The sequence below is a fragment of the Streptomyces sp. NPDC001700 genome (assembly GCF_053596435.1).
Genome location: NZ_JBSFGE010000011.1, coordinates 172,507 through 189,289 on the forward strand (window position 1 = coordinate 172,507; position 16,783 = coordinate 189,289).

Here is a 16,783-nt window from a genome sequence, read left to right on the forward strand (position 1 = left end):
CACTCCCTTTGGTCCTGACGGACACATTTACGGTCTCTCGACAACCACGTTGGTCGACTTGATCACGGCATCCGCCGGAACGCCAGGCTCCAGCTTCAGCTCCTCAGCCGATTCGCGGCTGACCATCGCCACCACCCGGAACGGTCCGGCCTGGATCTCCACCTGCGCCGACACATCACCGAGGATCACATCGGTGACGATGCCGGAGAAGCGGTTGCGCGCCGAGGAACCGGCGGACTCCCGCTCCATGCGGTGGACCTCCCGGGCGTAGGCCGCGAGAGTCGGCCCGGGGATGATCCGGCGGCCCAGTTCGTCCCGTTCGGCGGTCAGTTTCCCGCCGTCGACCAAACGCCTCACGGTGTCGGCGCTGACACCGAGCAAGGCGGCCGCGTCCCCGATCCGGTAGGTGTGCATGCCTGGATCATACTGCCGCAGATGCCAGGGCATATACCCCTGTCCCTTCGCATGAGCTGGACCCCTGATCTGAGAGCATGGCATGTGCGTTTGTACGGGATAGGTGTTCGGGCACGGGTCAGCCAGGAGGTGGTAGCCCGTGAGTCAGTCCCTCGCCCCTGCGAATACGACCACCCGGTGGCCGAACTCGTTCTCACCGGCGATCTGACCCGTCCGGCCCGGCTGACGGTGTCCGACCTGATGGCCTGGCCCCAGCACCGGGCACAGGTCAGTTTCGAGTGCGCCACCAGCGGCATACAGCACCACCGCTTCACCGGGCCGCTCCTGCATGACGTCCTCGTGGACGCCGGTCCCGGTTTCGACCCCGCCAAGCGCAAGGACCGCCTGCGCTTCCTGATCGCCGTACACGGCGCGGACGGCCACCGCGCGATGCTGACGTGGGCGGAGATCGACCCGGACTTCGGGCGCGCTCCCGTCCTGCTCGCGGTCACCATCGACGACGCCCCGCTCGACCGGGCGGGTCCTCAGCTCGCGCTGCCTCAGGACCGCTGCGGAGCCCGGCACATCAGCGGCATCGACGCGGTGCGCGTGGACGGCGGTTACCCCGCGTGGACGTGAGGAGAGCGAGCGAGTGAGCCTTGCTGCCACCGCGGATGTGCTGATCGTGGAGCATGCGCCGCAGGAAGGTCCGTACGCCATGGGGACGGCGCTGGAGGCGGCCGGACTGCCGATTCGGGCCTGCCGGACCTGGGCGGGGGACCCGGTGCCCGAGTCGCTGGGCGGCGCCGCGGCGCTGGTGGTGATGGGCGGTCCGGCGGCGGCGTACGAGGACTTTCCCGGCCGTACGGAGGAGCTGGCGCTGCTGCGGACGGCGCTGGAAGCCGAAGTTCCCGTACTCGGGATCTGTCTCGGCGCCCAGCTCCTCGCGGAGGCGGCGGGCGGCCGGGCCCGCACCGGTTCGGGGTCGCAGATCGGCTGGGGCGAGGTACGAACCGCACCGGCCGCGCACACCGATCCGCTGTTCGCCGACGCCCCGGGGCAGCTGACCGTCCTGCACTGGCACGGCGACACCATGGACCTGCCCACCGGGGCGACACTGCTGGCCTCCTGCGACCGCTACTCGGTTCAGGCGTTCCGGATCGGCGGCTCGGCGTGGGGCGTGCAGTTTCATCTGGAGGTCGACAAGGCGGCCGTGGACGCCTTCGCCCGCTTCGCCGCGCTCGTGGCGGGCCGCGCCGCGCGGAGCCGGACCCGGGCCTTCTTCACCTCGATGGCGGCCACGTGGGAAGAGCGCTTCGCCGACGACACCCCGAGGTACGCGGCGGCGGTCGCCCGCATGGGCCTGCGGCCCGGCCAGCGGGCCCTGGACGTGGGGTGCGGCAGCGGACGGGCGCTGCCCGCGCTGCGCGCGGAAGTCGGTGACGAGGGCCTGGTCCTCGGTGTGGAACTCACCCCGGCGATGCTCTCCGCCACCGCCGCCGTGGAGGGCCGCGCGGGCCTCGCCCGGCTGCTCATGGCCGACGCCTGCCGACTGCCGTTGGCGGCCGGGGCGGTGGACGGCAGCTTCAGCGCGGGCCTGATCAACCATGTGCCCGACCCCGCGGTGGCGCTGTGCGAGTGGGCCAGGGTGACCGCCCCGGGCGGTGTGCTGCTGCTCTACCACCCTTCCGGCCGCGCCGAGCGGGCCGCCCGCCACGGCCGTCCACTCGACCCGGACGACCCGCTGGCCGAGGAGAACCTGCGGCCCGCGCTGCACACCGCCGGATGGGCCCTGGACCTCTACGAGGACGCCACTCGCCACTTCCTGGCCCGCGCCGTCCGCGTCCGCTGATGTCGCGGACGGAACATTTCTGACCATGAGTTCTGATCCCCGGAGTATCTGAAGAGGCCTATGAACGCGCCAGCTCGCCGTATGGACGCGGTGCAGAACCGGACCCGCATCGTGGAGGCCGCCCGCGCGGCCCTCGCCGAGTCCAGCGACGTACGCCTCAACGAGATCGCGAAGCGCGCCGGGGTGGGGCAGGGGACGCTCTACCGGAACTTCCCCAACCGAGAAGCGCTTCTCGCCGAGGTGTACCGGCGCGATGTCGAAGAACTCGTGACCGCCGCCTCCGCGCTGCTGGCGGAACACGAGCCGGTGGAAGCCCTGCGCCACTGGCTCGACCGAGTCATCGACTACGCCGAGATCAAGCGCGGTGTCCTGGCGGCGCTCGAACCGGTGGCGTGGCAGGACCTCGTCGCCCACAGCCACAACCCGATCGAAGGTGCCCTCGCCCACCTGCTGGACGCCGGGAAGGCGGCCGGTTCCCTCCGCACCGACGTGGACGCTCCCGGCGTCCTCCTGCTCATCGCCTACCTCGGCCGACTGGACCGGGACGTGTGGGAATCAACGGCGCGGCCCCTGATGAGCGTCATCCTCGACGGCCTCCGCCGACAGAACGCGGACCGGTGGCCACCGGCAATGTGACTGGTCGTCGGCGGTAAACGGGCGGTGGCACAGTGGGAGGCCCGGCCCCTGGCGGCTGCGGGGCACCGTACGCGCGGGCGAGGACGCCCCGGCCGGTGCGTGCCTGGCGCCGCCCGGGACCCGGATCGGTCCCGCCCTGATCGGCCTGGCCGCCGCCCGTGGCCCCGGCACCCTTCCGGTACGACGGCGGCCCCGCGTGTGCGTCCTGGTGACCGGCTCCACCTCGGTCGGTGCCACCGACCAGTTGCGGGCGCTGCTGGGCGAGAGCGGCGCCCGGTGGATCGTGGACACGGTCGCCTGCCGCCCCGGCCATCCCCAGTTGCTGGCCCAACTCCCGGACGGCCGCTGGATCCTGGGCCTGCCCGGCAATCCGTACGCCGCTCTCACGGCAGCGCACACTCTGCTGGCCCCGCTCCTCGCGGGCCTGACCGGACGCCCGCTGCCCACCCGCTCTCCTGAACTCCCGCTACGTCACGGCCACAGCAGTTCATGGCGCCAGGGAGCACGGACGGTGTCCCTGCGGTACACCACCCGGTGGTGGACCCGGTCGACGCTCGCTGCCCAGAACTCGACCTCGGTGGGGGTGATGGCGTAGAGGGTCCAGGCCGGAGGGCACGGCACCTCGCCCGGGTAGCGGGAGCCGAGGCGTTCGTACTCGGCCAGCGCCGTGTGCCGGTCGGGGAGCGGGCCGGGCCGGTGGAGGTGGGCGGCGAGCCGGGAGCCGCGCCCCCGCTCGGCGAAGTCCGCCTCGGAGGCGGCGCGGCCCTGGTCGGCCGCGGTCCCCACGATCCGTACCTGCTGCCCGGTGACCGGCCAGTGGAAGTGGGCCGCCACCTGCGGATTCGCTGCGATGTCGAGGCCCTTGCGGCTGTCGGAGGGGGTCGCGAAGAACAGTCGGTCGTCGTCGATGTCCTTGACGATCAGAACCCGGCTCGACGGAACCCCCGACGCGTCCACCGTGCACAGGCTCATGGCATGCGGTTCCTGCTGGCCCGCGGCACCCGCCGCGAGGATCCACGCGCCGATCGCGGGCACGGGGTTGTCCGGCAGCCCGCGCTCCTCGATGTGCGCGCCACCCACGTCCGCGAACACCGGGAGCGATCTGAGCCTGCCGCGCATCGTCTCGTGCGTGTTGTGCATGCTGTGCATGTGCCGGATGCCACCTCTCCACACGGACCAATTCGATGTGCCGCAGCAGGATAGGCAACCGGACGTTCGCCACCATGGCGGATGACGAACGAACACGCGCGGCCCGGCTGGCGGCATGGGTGGATCATGGACACGTATCTGCCGCGCATGACGGAGCAGCCGCAGGGGCCGACCGCGACTGCGGGACGGTAACCGCCTCTCCGCTCGCCTGCGCGCCGGGCGTGGCGTAGGCGTCGCTGTCCCCGTCCCCGTCCGCTCCGGGCAGCATCACCTGGACGCTGTCCAGCAGGGCCTCCGTCACCTCGTCGAGGTCGAGCCGCTTCTCGACGGCCCGCAGCTGGGGCACACCGGCCCGGGTGGTGACCCGTGGGGGTGTCAGGAGCTGGCAGCAGTCCTCATCGGGCAGCACCGAGATGTCGGCCGTGCCGATGGACCTCGCCTCGTCGATGATCTCCTGCTTCTCCCAGCCGATCAGCGGACGCAGCACCGGCAGCGCCGCGGCCTCGTCCACCGCCACCAGGTTGGCCAGCGTCTGGCTCGCCACCTGCCCCAGGCTGTCGCCCGTCACCAGGGCCTGCGCGCCGGTGCGGGCGGCCAGCTCGGAGGCGGTCCGTACCATCAGCCGCCGCTGGGCGACGACCTGGAGCCGGCCCGCACCGGCCACCGCCAGCTGCTTCTGGGCCTTGCCCAGCGCGACGACATGCAACCGGCCGGGCGGCTGGTAACGGTTCAGCTCGCGGGCCAGGGCGTAGGCCTTGTAGACCGACGACGGGTTGGTGTACGGGGCGCCGCTGAAGTGCACGAAGTCGCAGGACAGGCCACGGCGCATGGCCCGGTGGGCGGCCACGGGGGAGTCGTAGCCGCCGGAGAGCAGCACCAGGGCGCGCCCGCTGGACCCGACGGGCAGACCCGTCACACCGGGGTGGCGGGTCCAGGAGAGGTACGTCTCCTTGCGGTCGATCGTCACCGTCAGCACGACGTCGGGCCGGGTGAGGTCGACCCGCACACCGTCGACCTCCTCCAGGATCCGCGCCCCCACATGCCGCTCCATCCGGGACGACGTCAGCGGGAACGTCTTGTCCCGCCGCCTCGCCCGTACGGCGAAACCGCACCCCGGCCGCTCGGCGGCGACCGAGCGCAGCGCGTCGACGGCCGCCCGGTCTATCTCCTCCAGGGCGCTGGGCACCCGCACGGCGGGCTCGACGGCGTTGAAACCGATGACCCGCCGGGCCCGCTCCACCAGCGCCTCCTGCGGGACCCCCTGACCGCCGAGCACGGTGACGTTCTGGGCGGTCTTGATCCAGGTCGAGCCGCCGATCCCGAGCAGAGCCACCCGTAGATTGTCGTGGAGCCGCTCGGTGAAGCGCTGGCGGTTGTGCCCCTTGAGGAAGACCTCGCCGTGCTTGAGCAGCACGCAGAGATTGCCGGTGGCGGACATGTGAGCCTTTCAGAAGTCCCGGTCGTCGTCGGCGGTGTTCTTCCGCCTCGCCCATAACGTAGGACGATCCGGAGCGTGGTGCGGCATCGCCTCGGCGGGAGGAGCCAGGCTGCCCCAATGGACGCTGCGGTCGCACCAGCGGTGCAGGAGCACCGCGTCGTGCCCGACCGCGAGCAGGCCCGCGCCGGTGGTGGCGCGGTGGTCCTCGACGACCGCGACCAGCGCGGCGGTGGTGGAGGCGTCGAGCATCGCGGTCATCTCGTCGCAGATCAGCCAGCGGGGACGCAGCACGAGGGCGCGGGCGAGGCAGGCGCGCTGGAGCTGGCCGTCGCTGACCTCGTGGGGGCGGCGGCCCAGGAGGTCCGGCGTCAGGCCGACCGCCGCGGCCAGCTCGCCGACACGTTCCGGGATGTCCTTGCGGCGGCCGGTGGAGCGCAGCGGTTCGGCGATCACGTCGGTGAGCCGCAGCCGGGGATCCGCGGCGAGTCTGGGCTGCTGCAGGACGACACCGAAGGCGGTGCGCTGATCGCGCGGGGCGCGGTGGCGCCACCGTCGTACGGGTTCGCCGTCGAGCAGCAGGGTGCCGGAGTCGGGGCGGTGCAGCAGGGCCGCGACGCGCGCGAGGGTGGACTTGCCGCAGCCGCTGGGGCCGAGCAGGCCGACGGCTTCGCCGGGCGCGACGGCCAGGTGGGCGTTTCGCACCACCGGGTCTTTTCTGCCGTATCCGGCGGTGATGGCGCGCAGTTCAAGCACGGAGGTCCTCCGGGGCCGGGGCCGGGGCCGACGCGGCGGGACGGGGGTGATGGCAGGCGAGTCCGTCGGTCGTCGGGGGAGGCGCGGCGCAGGCCGGGGAAACCCGTCCGCAGCGCAGAGCGAAGGCGCAGCCGCCGGGGAGGTCGCCGAGTTCGGGCGGCATGCCGGGGATGGGGGTGAAGGAGCGGTCCGGGAGGGCTTGGAGGAGGCCGCGGCTGTACGGGTGGCGGGGCCCGTGGGGCCCGTGGGGCCGAAGAACGTGTCCGCGTCGGCCAGTTCCACGATGCGGCCCGCGTACATGACGGCGACCTGGTCGGCGATGCGTTCTGCCGCGGCGAGGTCGTGGGTGATCATCAGCAGGGCCCGCCCGGTTCCGCCCGTGCGGCCGGGCTCGTCGACGTGGCGGCGCAGTTCGTCCACCGTACGGTCCACCAGGTCGCGGTCGAGCCCGGTGGTCGGCTCGTCGGCGGGTACCAGGGGTGGGTCGCCGACGAGGGCGAGCGCGGTCGCGGCGCGCTGGGCCAGGCCGCCGGAGAGCTGGTGCGGATGGCGGTCGAGATGGTCCGCGGGGAACGCGGCGCGTTCGGCGGCTGCCAGGGCGGCGGCCCGTACGGCGGCGCGGCCACGGACCCCGGTCAGCGCGGCGACCGTCTCCTCCAGCTGGGAGCGGACGGTGCGCACGGGGGTGAGATGGGCGGCCGGGCTCTGCGGTACGAGTCCGATCAGGCGCCCCCGCCCCTTGCGGGCAAGGGTCCGCTCGTCGGCGGAGAGCAGATCGAGGTCGCCGAGGCGGGCCTGCCCCGCGGCCTGGGCGTTGGCGGGGAGCAGCCCGAGGAGCGCGGAGGCGAGGACGGATTTGCCGCAGCCGCTCTCGCCGATCAGGGCCAGACACTCTCCGGCCGCCACGTCGAAATGCGCGTCGGTGACGGCGGCGATGCGCCGTCCGCCCGGCATGAGGAAGCGCACCGACAGCCCGCGCACCGACAGGACGGGGTGTGGCTGGGTCACAGCATCAGCTCCGATCGGCGGCGGGGGCTGATCCGCTCCCGCCAGGCCCCGGCGAGACCGGCGATGGCGAGGGTGGGGACGATGATGAACAGGCCCGGGAAGAGGGTGGGCCACCACTGCCCGGCGAGCAGTGAGCCCCGTGCGCTGTTGATGAGGGTGCCCAGACTCGCCGTATGGGTGGACAGGCCCAGTCCGAGGAAGGACAGGGCCGACTCGTGCCACATCGCGTGCGGCACCATCAGCACGGCGGCCAGCGTGGCCTGGGGCAGGACGGCGGGGAGCAGATGCCGCACCGCCACCCGCCACCGGGACGCGCCACCGGAGACGGCGGCGTCGATGTACGGGCGCGAACGCAGGGAAAGGACCTCGGCGCGGACGATCCGGGCGGTCGACAGCCAGTGGGTGAGCCCGACCGAGACGACCACCGGCCAGACGCCCGGCCGGAACATGGCGACGATGAAGATGCCGAGCAGCAGATGGGGGACGGACGAGAAGGTGTCGACCACCCGCATGACACCCCGGTCGACCCAGCCGCCCAAAGCCCCGGCGGTGGCCCCGACGGCGGTGCCGATCACGGTGGCGGCGAGAGCGCGGCCGCCACGCCGACGAGCAGCGAGACCCGCAGCCCGTAGACGCAGCGCAGCAGCAGGTCCCGCCCGAGGTCGTCGGTGCCCAGGGGATGCGCCCGGCTCGGCGGCAGCAGCTTGGCGGCCAGATCGACGGCCTGCTCGTCGAGTTGGACCAGCGGCGGCAGGACGAGGACGGCGAGGACGGTCGCGAGGGCCAGCGCGGCCGAGGTACGGACCCGCACCGGCAGCCGCGTGAACGGGCGGGTCAGCCCCTCAGCGTGGCATCGGGATCTCGAAGTGCACCGTAGCGAAGCCCGGGCCGTGCTCTCCCGTGGTGCGGGCGTCGAAGATTTCTTTCGCCACGCTGTGCCAGAACGGGAGGGCGCCCGCGATGTCGGCGTTGGTGTGCAGGTAGATGCTCTCGTAGCCGTCGGTCGCGGCGGCGAACTCGCACGCCTGGCGCACCATCGTCCGCGCCAGGCCGTGCCGTCGGTGCTCCGGTCGCACGTAGACGCGGAGCAGCTGCGCGGTGGTTTCGGACGGGTAGCGCTCGGCGAGCCACCCGGGATGCGGAGGGTGGGTCGGCCCCGCCGAGCGAACGCAGGTCGTTCCCACGACCTCGTCGCCGTGCACGGCCACCAGCAGCAGGTGCCGGGGGTCTTCGAGGTAGGTTCCCACGATGTCCACGACGTCGCGGTGCCACGTGGGGACGTAGCCGTAGCCGAACTCCCGGTAGAACGTGTCGAGTATGACGCGGCGCGCTCCGTCGGCGTCGGCGGTGGTGGCGGGGCGCACGGCGTAGGCGTGACGTGCGGAATCGGTCACGTGGGTCTCCTGCGGGGATGGTGGACACAGCAGCGTGTCGAGCTTCAGCGCACCGGTAGGGGTTCGGCCTCGTGCGGACCATGCTCGTGGTCGCACGTCTCGTCGAGGCCGTAGGTCTCCCAGGCGGGAAAGGGGTCGTCCCAGGCCGACCAGCCCCGGGCGCCCAGCGCATGCTCCTCGTCGGTGAGCAGGCACGCGGACAGGGCGTGGTGCAGGGAGGCGGGGCGCAGGCCGGTGCCGATGAAGACGAGTTCCTGGCCGTGCTCGGCGGTTTCACCGGCCTCGCTGTGGCCGTTCCGGGCTCCGGAGGGTTCGAACCGGGCGACGACGCCTGCCTGCGACCACAGTCCGGTCACCCGGGGGCGGGTGGCCAGCCAGAAGAAGCCTTTGGAGCGCAGGATGCTGCCGTAGGCCCCGGTGTCCAGGTCATTGGCGATGAAGTCCCACAGCCGGGTGGGGTGGAACGGCTTGGTGGCGCGGAAGACGGTGCTGGAGATGCCGTACTCCTCGGTCTCCGGCATGTGGTCGCCGTTGAGTTCCCTGACCCAGCCGGGCGCCTGCTGGGCGCGTTCGAGGTCGAAGCGGCCGGTGCCGAGCACGTCCGTGGGGGCGACCCGGCCGTGTGCGGCGGGTACGAGACGGGCGGCCGGGTTGAGCCGCGACAGCGCCGCCGCCAGCCGTTCGGCCGTCTCCGGGGTGACCAGGTCGAGCTTGTTCAGGACGATGACATCGGCGAACTCGACCTGGTCCATGAGGAGATCGCTGACGGTGCGCTCGTCGTCCTCGTACTGGTCCAGTCCTCGTGCGGCCAGCTCGTCGCCGCCGTCCAGCTCCGGCAGGAAGTTCGCGGCGTCCACGACCGTGACCATGGTGTCGAGGCGCGCGACCTCGTCCAGCGTGGCGCCGTCGTCGCGGGGGAAGGCGAAGGTGGCGGCGACGGGCATGGGCTCGGAGATGCCGCTGGACTCGATGAGGAGATAGTCGAACCGTCCCTCTCCAGCGAGCCGGTCCACCTCCTCCAGCAAGTCGTCGCGCAGGGTGCAGCAGATGCACCCGTTGGTCATCTCGACGAGGCGCTCTTCGGTGCGGGAGAGAGCCGCGTCGCCGTCGCGGACGAGTGACGCGTCGATGTTCACCTCGCTCATGTCGTTGACGATGACGGCGACCCGCAGTCCGTCGCGGTTGGTGAGGAGGTGGTTGAGGAGGGTGGTCTTGCCGGACCCCAGGAAACCCGACAAGACCGTCACCGGAAGCTGGCCCGCCATGGCGCGCTCAGCCCTCGGGGCGCAGCAGACCACGCCGGTAGGCGGGGACGAGCCGTCGCGGCACCTGATGTTCGCGGCCGTCGATGGTGATCGTCACCAGCTCCGGCGCGCTTGCTTTCCACTGTGCGCGGCGGTGGCGGGTGTTGCTCCGGGACATCTTCCGCTTGGGCACGGCCATGACGTAGGGGTCCTCTCCTGATCGGCGCTGTCCCCGTAACCGTACATGAAAATGGGTCCCGTTTTCATGTGTCCCGTTTTCGTGTGTCAGGCCACTCGGCCCGATCGTCGGCTGCTTTGCGCGGGCAGGAAGGTCACCTGGGGTGCGCCGGTGCGTAGAGGCGGTCGCAGTAGTAGGCGGCGAGGTTGAGGTCGTGGAGGGCCGCCAGCGCCGTGGCGGGCAGCCGCCGCAGGATGCCCAGGACGTCCAACTGGTGCCGTATGTCGAGGTGGTTGGTCGGTTCGTCGAGTACGAGCAGGGACGGCTGTTGGGCGAGGGCACGGGCGATGAGTACCCGCTGGCGTTCGCCTCCGGAGAGCCGGTCGAAGGGGCGCGCCGCCAGCGTGGCCGCGTCCACCGACTCCAGGGCCGACTCGATCAGCCGGGCGTCCTCGGCGGTTTCGCCTTCGAGTAGCCGTTTGTGCGGGGTGCGGCCCATCGCCACCACCTCCCGCACCGTGAGGTCGAAGTCCGCCGCCGTCTCCTGGACCACGGCGGCCAGGGTTCGCGCCAGTCGCCGCACGGGCAGTGACCAGGCGTCGGCTCCGTCGACGCGGACGCGCCCGGCGTCGGGGCGCAGGACGCGGTAGACGGCACGCAGCAGACTGGACTTGCCGCTTCCGTTGGGACCGACCAGACCGATCACCTCACCGGGCCGGGCGGTCAGGGAGATGTCCCGTACCAGGTGGTGCGCACCGGCGGTGAGCGTCAGCCCCTCGACGGTGAGTTCGGCCCCGGTCATCCCGCCCCCCCCGTTCGGTGTTCCGCCGGGCGTCCCGGCGCATCAGCCACAGGAAGAACGGCCCGCCGCACAGAGCCGTCAGGACGCCGACGGGGATTTCCATGGGCGCGGCGACCGTGCGGGCGGCGACGTCGGCCCAGACCAGGAACACCGCTCCGGCCAGCGCGGCCGTCGGCAGCAGCCGCCGGTGGTCGCCGCCGACGAAGATGCGCACGATGTGCGGCAGCATCAGCCCGACGAAGCCGATCGGCCCCGTTGCCGCCACCAGAACGCCCGTCACCAGGGACAGCAGGACGAACATCCGGGCGCGGAACCGCGCCACGTCCAGCCCCATCGTCGTGGCGGACTCCTCGCCCGCCAGCAGCAGGTTCAGCGACCGGGCCTGTACCAGCAGCGCGGCGATGCCCACGAGCAGCGCCGTGGTGGGCAGCCACAGCATGTCCCACCGGACGCCGCCCAGCTCGCCGAGCGTCCAGGTCAGCACTTCCCGTGCCTGGTTGCCCCGGTCCGCGGTGAGCAGCAGCAGATCCATCACCGCGGTGAGCACCGACGCGACCGCCACTCCCGACAGCACCAGCCGCACCGAGGTGATCCGCCCGCCCGCGCGGGCCGCGGTGTACACGAGCAGCAGGGTGAGCAGGGCCCCGGCGAACGCGGAGACCGACAGGGACACGGTGCCGAAGAGGCCGACACCGGAGACGATCACGACGACCGCGCCCAGGGACGCCCCGGAGGACACGCCCAGCAGATACGGCTCCGCGAGCGGGTTGCGCACCAGCGCCTGCATGGCGGTGCCCACCACCGCGAGCCCGGCGCCGGTCACCGCCCCGAGCAGCACCCGAGGGGCCCGTACGTCCAGCACGATCGTCTCGCGCGCCCGGGACCAGACCGGCTCCGACCAGTCGGCACCCAGACCGTGTCCCACGATGCCCCACACCTCGCCGGGCGGCACCCGCACCGAACCGATCGCCAGCCCTGCGGTGAGGGACCAGGAGCAGGACTCGTGCTCAGTGGCCTCTTCGAAGGGTTCCACTCCCCGGTCACAGTGGCGGGACCGTGCCGGATTCGCACCGGCTTCCTGTCTCCCGTCGCGGTGATGACCGGGTGATCCTACTTTTCCTTGAGTGACGGATAAAGGGCGCACGTCCAGATCTCCCGCAGCTCCACAGCGCTGCGGACGAACTACTCTCACGGCTCGATGAGATGAGAGCGCATCGCCTCGGCCCCCACCCGGCCGCGGCCGGTGAACCACAGGTTGAAGGTCACCCTCTCGCCCGGCTTCAGCATCGGCGGGTCGAGGACCGCGACATGGATGCCTCCCCGCTTCATCCGCAGTGTGCTGTGCGCGGGGATGGCCACCTTCTTCGCCCAACGGACGGCGCCCGGCCGCCTCTTGTCGGGCTCGCGCAGCATGGAGACGCCCAGCTCCGGGGAGTCGGCGAAGACCAGGGTGTCGTCCCGGTCCCCGACGTTGCGGATCTCGAAGTACGCGGCGGCCACGTGCTCGGGGGACTGGAGGATCCAGCCGGCGCTGACCTCGATCCGCGGGACGGGCACTCCCGCCGCCCCGGTCGCCGTGTAGCCGGTGAGCAGGGCCAGGGCCAGTGCGCAGCCGCCCACCGGGATCAGGGCCGCCCGCGCTCCCCGGGCCACCGTCTCTCTCAGGCGGCGCAGCGGCGGGGTGCGGTCATCGGTCGCTGAGGACATCGTTCTTCCTTCTCGTACGGCCGTGCTCGGTGTCCGCTGAGTCATGGGACGCGAGGGGAGCGGGCGGTGTGCCGGTCCGGCGCCCGCCCGGGGCGTAGGCCCGCAGCCGCAGGCTGTTGGTGACGACCAGGACCGAACTCGCGGACATGGCGGCTGCCGCGACCATGGGGTTGAGCCAGCCCGTCGCGGCCAGCGGGACGGTGACCACGTTGTAGCCGAAGGCCCAGACGAGGTTGGCGCGGATGGTGCTCAGGGTGCGCCGGGTGAGCCGGATGGCGTCGACGACGGCCAGCATGTCCTCCCGTACGAGGGTGATGTCGGCGGCGCCGATCGCGGCGTCGGTGCCACCGCCCATGGCCATGCCGAGATCGGCGGTGGCGAGCGCGGCGGCGTCGTTGACTCCGTCGCCGATCACCGCGACGCACCGGCCCTCGGCGCGCAGCTCGGCGACGATCCGTTCCTTGCCCTCCGGGGTCACCCCGGCGTGGACCTTCTCAATGCCCGCTTGCTCGGCCATCGCCTGGGCGGGGGCGGTCCCATCACCGGTCACCAGCACCGGCTCGATGCCCAGCGCGCGCATCGCCGCCACCGCCTCGCGGCTGGTGGGCCGCAAGGTGTCACCGACGGCGAGCAGCCCGACCGGGCGGTCGTCGATCTCCACGATGACGGCGGTGTGTGCGGCGCGCTCGGCGGCATCCCGTGCCTCGCGCAGTGCGTCCGGCAGAGGCTCCGACGGACGCGGGCGGCGTACGCGCACACGGTGGCCCTCGACGTGGCCGGACACGCCCTCTCCGGGGTGGGCCCGGAACTCCGTCACCTCCGGCAGACCGGTGTCATCGGCCGCGTCGCGGCGGGCCGCCGCCACCACCGCGCGGCCGATGGGGTGTTCGGAGCCCTGCTCCACGGCCGCGGCCAGCCGGAGCAGATCCTTCTCCTCCGGCCCGTCCTCCGCCACGGCCACGTCGGCCAGGGACATGCGGCCGGTGGTGAGCGTGCCGGTCTTGTCGAGTACGGCGGTGTCCACGCGGCGCAGCCGCTCCAGCGCCTCCGGGCCGCGGACGAGGACGCCGAGCTGTGCCCCGCGCCCGCTGGCCACGAGGAACGCGGTCGGTGTGGCCAGTCCCAGCGCGCAGGGGCAGGCCACGACGAGGACGGCCACGGCCGCGGTGACGGCCGACTCACCCGCCGCACCCGCGCCGAGCCAGAAGCTCAGCACGGTGGCGGCGATGGCCACGATGACCGGTACGAAGACGCCCGCCACCTGGTCGGCGAGCCGCTGCATCCGGGCCTTGCCCGCCTGGGCCTCGGTCACCAGCTGTGTGATGCGGGCGAGTTGGGTGTCGGCGCCGACCGCCGTGGCGCGTACGACGAGCAGACCGCCGGAGTTGACGGCCCCGCCGACGACGGCGGTGCCGGGGGTCACCTCGACCGGCACGCTCTCGCCGGTGACCAGGGACAGGTCCAGCGCCGAACCGCCCTCGACGACCACCCCGTCCGTGGCCACCTTCTCGCCGGGGCGCACCACGAACTCCTGTCCCGTGGTGAGCGCGGACACGGGGATGCGGCGATTGCCGCCGGACTCCCGCAACTCCACGTCCTTGGCACCCAGTTCGGCGAGCGACCGCAGCGCCGAACCGCTCCGGTGCCGGGCACGCGCCTCCAGATGCCGTCCGAGGAGGACGAACAGCGGAACGGCGACCGCCGCCTCCAGATAGATGTGAGGCACACCGTCGTCGGCCGAGGGCAGCAGACTGAACGGCATCCGCATGCCCGGTACGCCAGCGCCACCCCAGAGCAGCGCGTACGCCGACCACGCGTAGGACGCGAGGACGCCGAGGGACACCAGGGTGTCCATGGTGGCCGCCGCGTGCCGCAGGCCGCGCAGCGCCCGGTGGTGGAAGGGCCACGCGCCCCAGGTCGCGACCGGAGTGGCGAGGATGAAACACACCTGCTGCCACCGGTCGAACTGCCAGGCGGGAACCATCGAGAGCACCATCACCGGCACTGCCAGCACCGCGGTGAAGATGAGCCGTTCGACGTCACCGGCGGCTTCGCGGTCCTGTCCATCTGACCCGTCCGTGGAATCCACGGAAAGGTCCCCGTCGGTGGTTCCGGGGGCGGGCGCCGGGAGTTCGGCGGTGTATCCGGCCCGTTCGACGGTGGCGATCAGCTCATCCGTGGTCACGGTCTCCGGGTGGGAGACCCGCGCCGTACCGGTGGCCAGGTTCACGGAGGCGCTCACGCCCTCGACGCGGGCCAGCTTCTTCTCCACCCGGTTCACGCAGGCCGCGCACGTCATGCCGCCGATCAGCAGGTCGGTGGTGTGGGTGGGCGCGTCGGAGGTGTCGGCCGGAGGGGACGTGGCATTCGGAGGGGACGCGGCGTCCGGGCGCTCGCTCATCGCTCCTCCGTCCACGCGCCGTGGCTCAGCGGTCCCATGCCGTGGGTGCCCATGCCGCCGCCCCCGTCGTCCTGCGGCACGCTCCGGTGGATGCCGGGATCCACCGGACCGGCGGCGCGCCCCACGGCGTAGGAGGCGGCCATCAACACCACCAGGAGGACGAGGAATCCGGCCAGCGCGGGAGGCGGCAGCGCGCGGCGCAACCGGGCGCCGAGTGGCTCCGCCTCGTCGGGCGCCGGTCGCGGCGGCGCGGCGGTATCGGTCAGCGGCATCTTCGGCACTCCCTGTGCTGGCTTCCGGAAACGGCTGGGGTCCGCTCACCATTACGGGCCGGGGCGGCAGGGCGCTCACCAAGCGGGGGCTCTGTCATACAAGGAGAAGACCGTCCCCGCCGGGAACTGCCCGGCCCTGTCGTCCGACATGTGGAGCGCGAGGTTTCTCCGCCCCGCCGGAGCCCGACGTGAACACCAGCGCTCATATGCGCGTATTCCCCATCGAAAGCATCACCCTCCCCGTACACCAGGAGCGATGACCATGACTGAGATCCGTTACATCGTCACCGGCATGACCTGCGGACACTGTGTCGCCAGCATCACCGAGGAGGTCTCCGAGGTGTCCGGGGTCAGCGAGGTCAGCGTGGACCTTCCGTCGAACGAGGTCACGGTACGCGGCACCACGCTCGACGACGAGCAAGTCCGCGCCGCGATCACCGAAGCGGGATACGGCGTCGCGGGCCTCGCAACCGCCTGACCCCACAGCGGACGGCCCGGCGGGGCCGCGGTATCCCGCGGTCCCTGCCGCGACCGACCGGCCCCGCTCATCACTGTCCGTGCCGCCGCCTGAGAGAAGGCCCAGCGATGCCCGACAAACAGACCACGCCGACCGCGACCGCGACCGCACATGCGCGGACGCGGCCGAACGGCCGTGAGGACCACGACCTCATACCCCGGAGCAGCGAATTGCCCGAGCCCCACCGGCCCGAACCCGTGACGACGCGGGGAGTGGCCCGATGATCGCCTCGACGGGTCTGCGGTGGATCCTGACCCTGCTGTTCGTCGTGCCCGCCCTCGCCGCGATGTGGCGGACCGGCGCGCCCGGACGCGCCGGAGGCGGCCCGGGCGCGGTCGAGAGGGTCGCACACCTGCTGCACGCGGTGATGGCCTTCGCCATGGCGGCGATGGTGTGGCCCTGGGGAATGGACCTCCCCGCCGGACCGCAGGTCGCGCTGTTCACGCTGGGCGCCATGTGGTTCGCGGGAGTGGCGCTGGCGCGACCCGCGTCCGCCTCCCGTACACGGGCGTTGCGGGGCGCCCTCCCGCACATCGTCATGATGGGCGCGATGGCCTGGATGGCCGCCGCGATGGTCTCGTCCGGCTCGATGGCGGGACACGGCTCCAGTGCGATGGCGGGCCACGGCGGTTCCCACGACATGGCGCACATGCCGGGGATGGACATGTCCGGTGGATCCGGCACCGTGACGATGGCTCTCACCGACACCGCCCCGAGGCTGACCGCCGGGCTGCTGGCCGTGGTGCTGCTCGTGCTGGGCGTGTGGTGGCTGGCGCGGAGCTTCGACGCCGCCCGGCTCGTCTACGCCACCGGTCCGCGGCGTCCCGCGGCCCCGGTCGAGCGCGACGCGTTCGGTCTCGCCTGCCACAGTGCCATGGCGCTGGGGATGGCGGTCACGTTCGTGGTGCTCGTCTGAGGACGGCCGTACCGGCGCACATTGGGGCGCTCAAGTATTTTTCCAGCGTTGGTGTACTTGTCCGGTGGTTCACTTGGGTCAGGCGTGCTCACGGGGGGCACAGGCCGAGGGGGGACACCGGAT

The 16,783-nt window shown here is 72.3% G+C and carries 15 protein-coding genes, 5 pseudogenes and 1 riboswitch; of the genes and pseudogenes, 6 read left to right on the forward strand and 14 right to left on the reverse strand.

Annotation, left to right across the window (positions count from 1 at the left end; all coding sequences use genetic code 11):
• Positions 1–27: 27 nt before the first annotated feature.
• Positions 28–414, reverse strand: coding sequence for a TOBE domain-containing protein (locus ACWC5C_RS21815; protein WP_450877626.1), 387 nt, complete (start codon positions 412–414; stop codon positions 28–30).
• A 177-nt stretch (positions 415–591) separates the two neighbouring features.
• On the opposite strand from ACWC5C_RS21815, the gene ACWC5C_RS21820 reads away from it, so the two are divergent.
• From ACWC5C_RS21820 to ACWC5C_RS21835, 4 genes and pseudogenes are all read left to right on the forward strand, one after another.
• Positions 592–1,032, forward strand: coding sequence for a molybdopterin-dependent oxidoreductase (locus ACWC5C_RS21820; RefSeq protein ID WP_450877628.1), 441 nt, complete (start codon positions 592–594; stop codon positions 1,030–1,032).
• A gap of 13 nt (positions 1,033–1,045) precedes the next feature.
• Entirely contained in the window at positions 1,046–2,245 is a 1,200-nt protein-coding gene (locus ACWC5C_RS21825) for a methyltransferase domain-containing protein (protein ID WP_450877630.1), read from the forward strand.
• 60 nt (positions 2,246–2,305) lie between these two features.
• Positions 2,306–2,881, forward strand: a complete 576-nt coding sequence (locus ACWC5C_RS21830) for a TetR/AcrR family transcriptional regulator (RefSeq protein ID WP_450877632.1) — start codon at positions 2,306–2,308, stop codon at positions 2,879–2,881.
• 208 nt (positions 2,882–3,089) lie between these two features.
• Positions 3,090–3,290, forward strand: a pseudogene (locus ACWC5C_RS21835) (molybdopterin-binding protein); the annotation flags it as partial.
• Between the two features lie 62 nt (positions 3,291–3,352).
• Here the strand turns inward: ACWC5C_RS21835 and ACWC5C_RS21840 are convergent.
• The 13 genes and pseudogenes from ACWC5C_RS21840 to ACWC5C_RS21900 form a co-directional block, all read right to left on the reverse strand.
• Complete coding sequence (locus ACWC5C_RS21840) at positions 3,353–4,030, reverse strand: pyridoxine/pyridoxamine 5'-phosphate oxidase (RefSeq protein ID WP_450877634.1); 678 nt, start codon at positions 4,028–4,030, stop codon at positions 3,353–3,355.
• 124 nt (positions 4,031–4,154) lie between these two features.
• A complete protein-coding gene (gene thiI, locus ACWC5C_RS21845; protein WP_450877636.1) occupies positions 4,155–5,468 on the reverse strand; it encodes a tRNA uracil 4-sulfurtransferase ThiI in 1,314 nt (437 codons plus the stop codon).
• A 9-nt stretch (positions 5,469–5,477) separates the two neighbouring features.
• Positions 5,478–6,221 carry an ABC transporter ATP-binding protein gene (locus ACWC5C_RS21850; protein WP_450877638.1) on the reverse strand — a complete coding sequence of 248 codons (744 nt, stop codon included), beginning with the start codon at positions 6,219–6,221 and terminating at the stop codon, positions 5,478–5,480.
• A pseudogene (locus ACWC5C_RS21855) lies at positions 6,214–7,175 on the reverse strand (ABC transporter ATP-binding protein). Before ACWC5C_RS21855 ends, ACWC5C_RS21850 begins: the two are co-directional and overlap by 8 nt.
• A 50-nt stretch (positions 7,176–7,225) precedes the next feature.
• A pseudogene (locus ACWC5C_RS21860) lies at positions 7,226–8,067 on the reverse strand (ABC transporter permease).
• A 4-nt stretch (positions 8,068–8,071) separates the two neighbouring features.
• On the reverse strand, positions 8,072–8,623 hold the full coding sequence (locus tag ACWC5C_RS21865; protein WP_450877640.1) for a GNAT family N-acetyltransferase: 552 nt from the start codon (positions 8,621–8,623) through the stop codon (positions 8,072–8,074).
• 44 nt (positions 8,624–8,667) lie between these two features.
• Positions 8,668–9,888, reverse strand: a complete 1,221-nt coding sequence (locus ACWC5C_RS21870; RefSeq protein WP_450877642.1) for a GTP-binding protein — start codon at positions 9,886–9,888, stop codon at positions 8,668–8,670.
• 7 nt (positions 9,889–9,895) lie between these two features.
• On the reverse strand, positions 9,896–10,066 hold the full coding sequence (gene rpmF / locus ACWC5C_RS21875; RefSeq protein WP_450877644.1) for a 50S ribosomal protein L32: 171 nt from the start codon (positions 10,064–10,066) through the stop codon (positions 9,896–9,898).
• Between the two features lie 154 nt (positions 10,067–10,220).
• Positions 10,221–10,847, reverse strand: a pseudogene (locus ACWC5C_RS21880) (ABC transporter ATP-binding protein); the annotation flags it as partial.
• Positions 10,848–10,854: 7 nt separating this feature from the next.
• Positions 10,855–11,835 (reverse strand): annotated as a pseudogene (locus ACWC5C_RS21885) (FecCD family ABC transporter permease); the annotation flags it as partial.
• Positions 11,817–11,975: riboswitch (cobalamin riboswitch) on the reverse strand. It overlaps the preceding pseudogene by 19 nt.
• Before the next feature lie 60 nt (positions 11,976–12,035).
• Positions 12,036–12,554 (reverse strand): copper chaperone PCu(A)C, encoded by a 519-nt coding sequence (locus ACWC5C_RS21890; RefSeq protein ID WP_450877646.1) that lies wholly within the window; start codon positions 12,552–12,554, stop codon positions 12,036–12,038.
• Positions 12,535–14,955: a heavy metal translocating P-type ATPase gene (locus tag ACWC5C_RS21895; protein WP_450877648.1), complete on the reverse strand. Its 2,421-nt coding sequence runs from the start codon at positions 14,953–14,955 to the stop codon at positions 12,535–12,537. The genes ACWC5C_RS21890 and ACWC5C_RS21895 overlap by 20 nt, the downstream gene beginning before the upstream one ends.
• Positions 14,952–15,227: a hypothetical protein gene (locus tag ACWC5C_RS21900; RefSeq protein WP_450877650.1), complete on the reverse strand. Its 276-nt coding sequence runs from the start codon at positions 15,225–15,227 to the stop codon at positions 14,952–14,954. Before ACWC5C_RS21900 ends, ACWC5C_RS21895 begins: the two co-directional genes overlap by 4 nt.
• Positions 15,228–15,489: 262 nt before the next feature.
• On the opposite strand from ACWC5C_RS21900, the gene ACWC5C_RS21905 reads away from it, so the two are divergent.
• Entirely contained in the window at positions 15,490–15,705 is a 216-nt protein-coding gene (locus tag ACWC5C_RS21905) for a heavy-metal-associated domain-containing protein (protein ID WP_385446965.1), read from the forward strand.
• Between the two features lie 259 nt (positions 15,706–15,964).
• Positions 15,965–16,660, forward strand: a complete 696-nt coding sequence (locus ACWC5C_RS21910; protein ID WP_450877653.1) for a DUF5134 domain-containing protein — start codon at positions 15,965–15,967, stop codon at positions 16,658–16,660.
• Positions 16,661–16,783 lie beyond the last annotated feature (123 nt).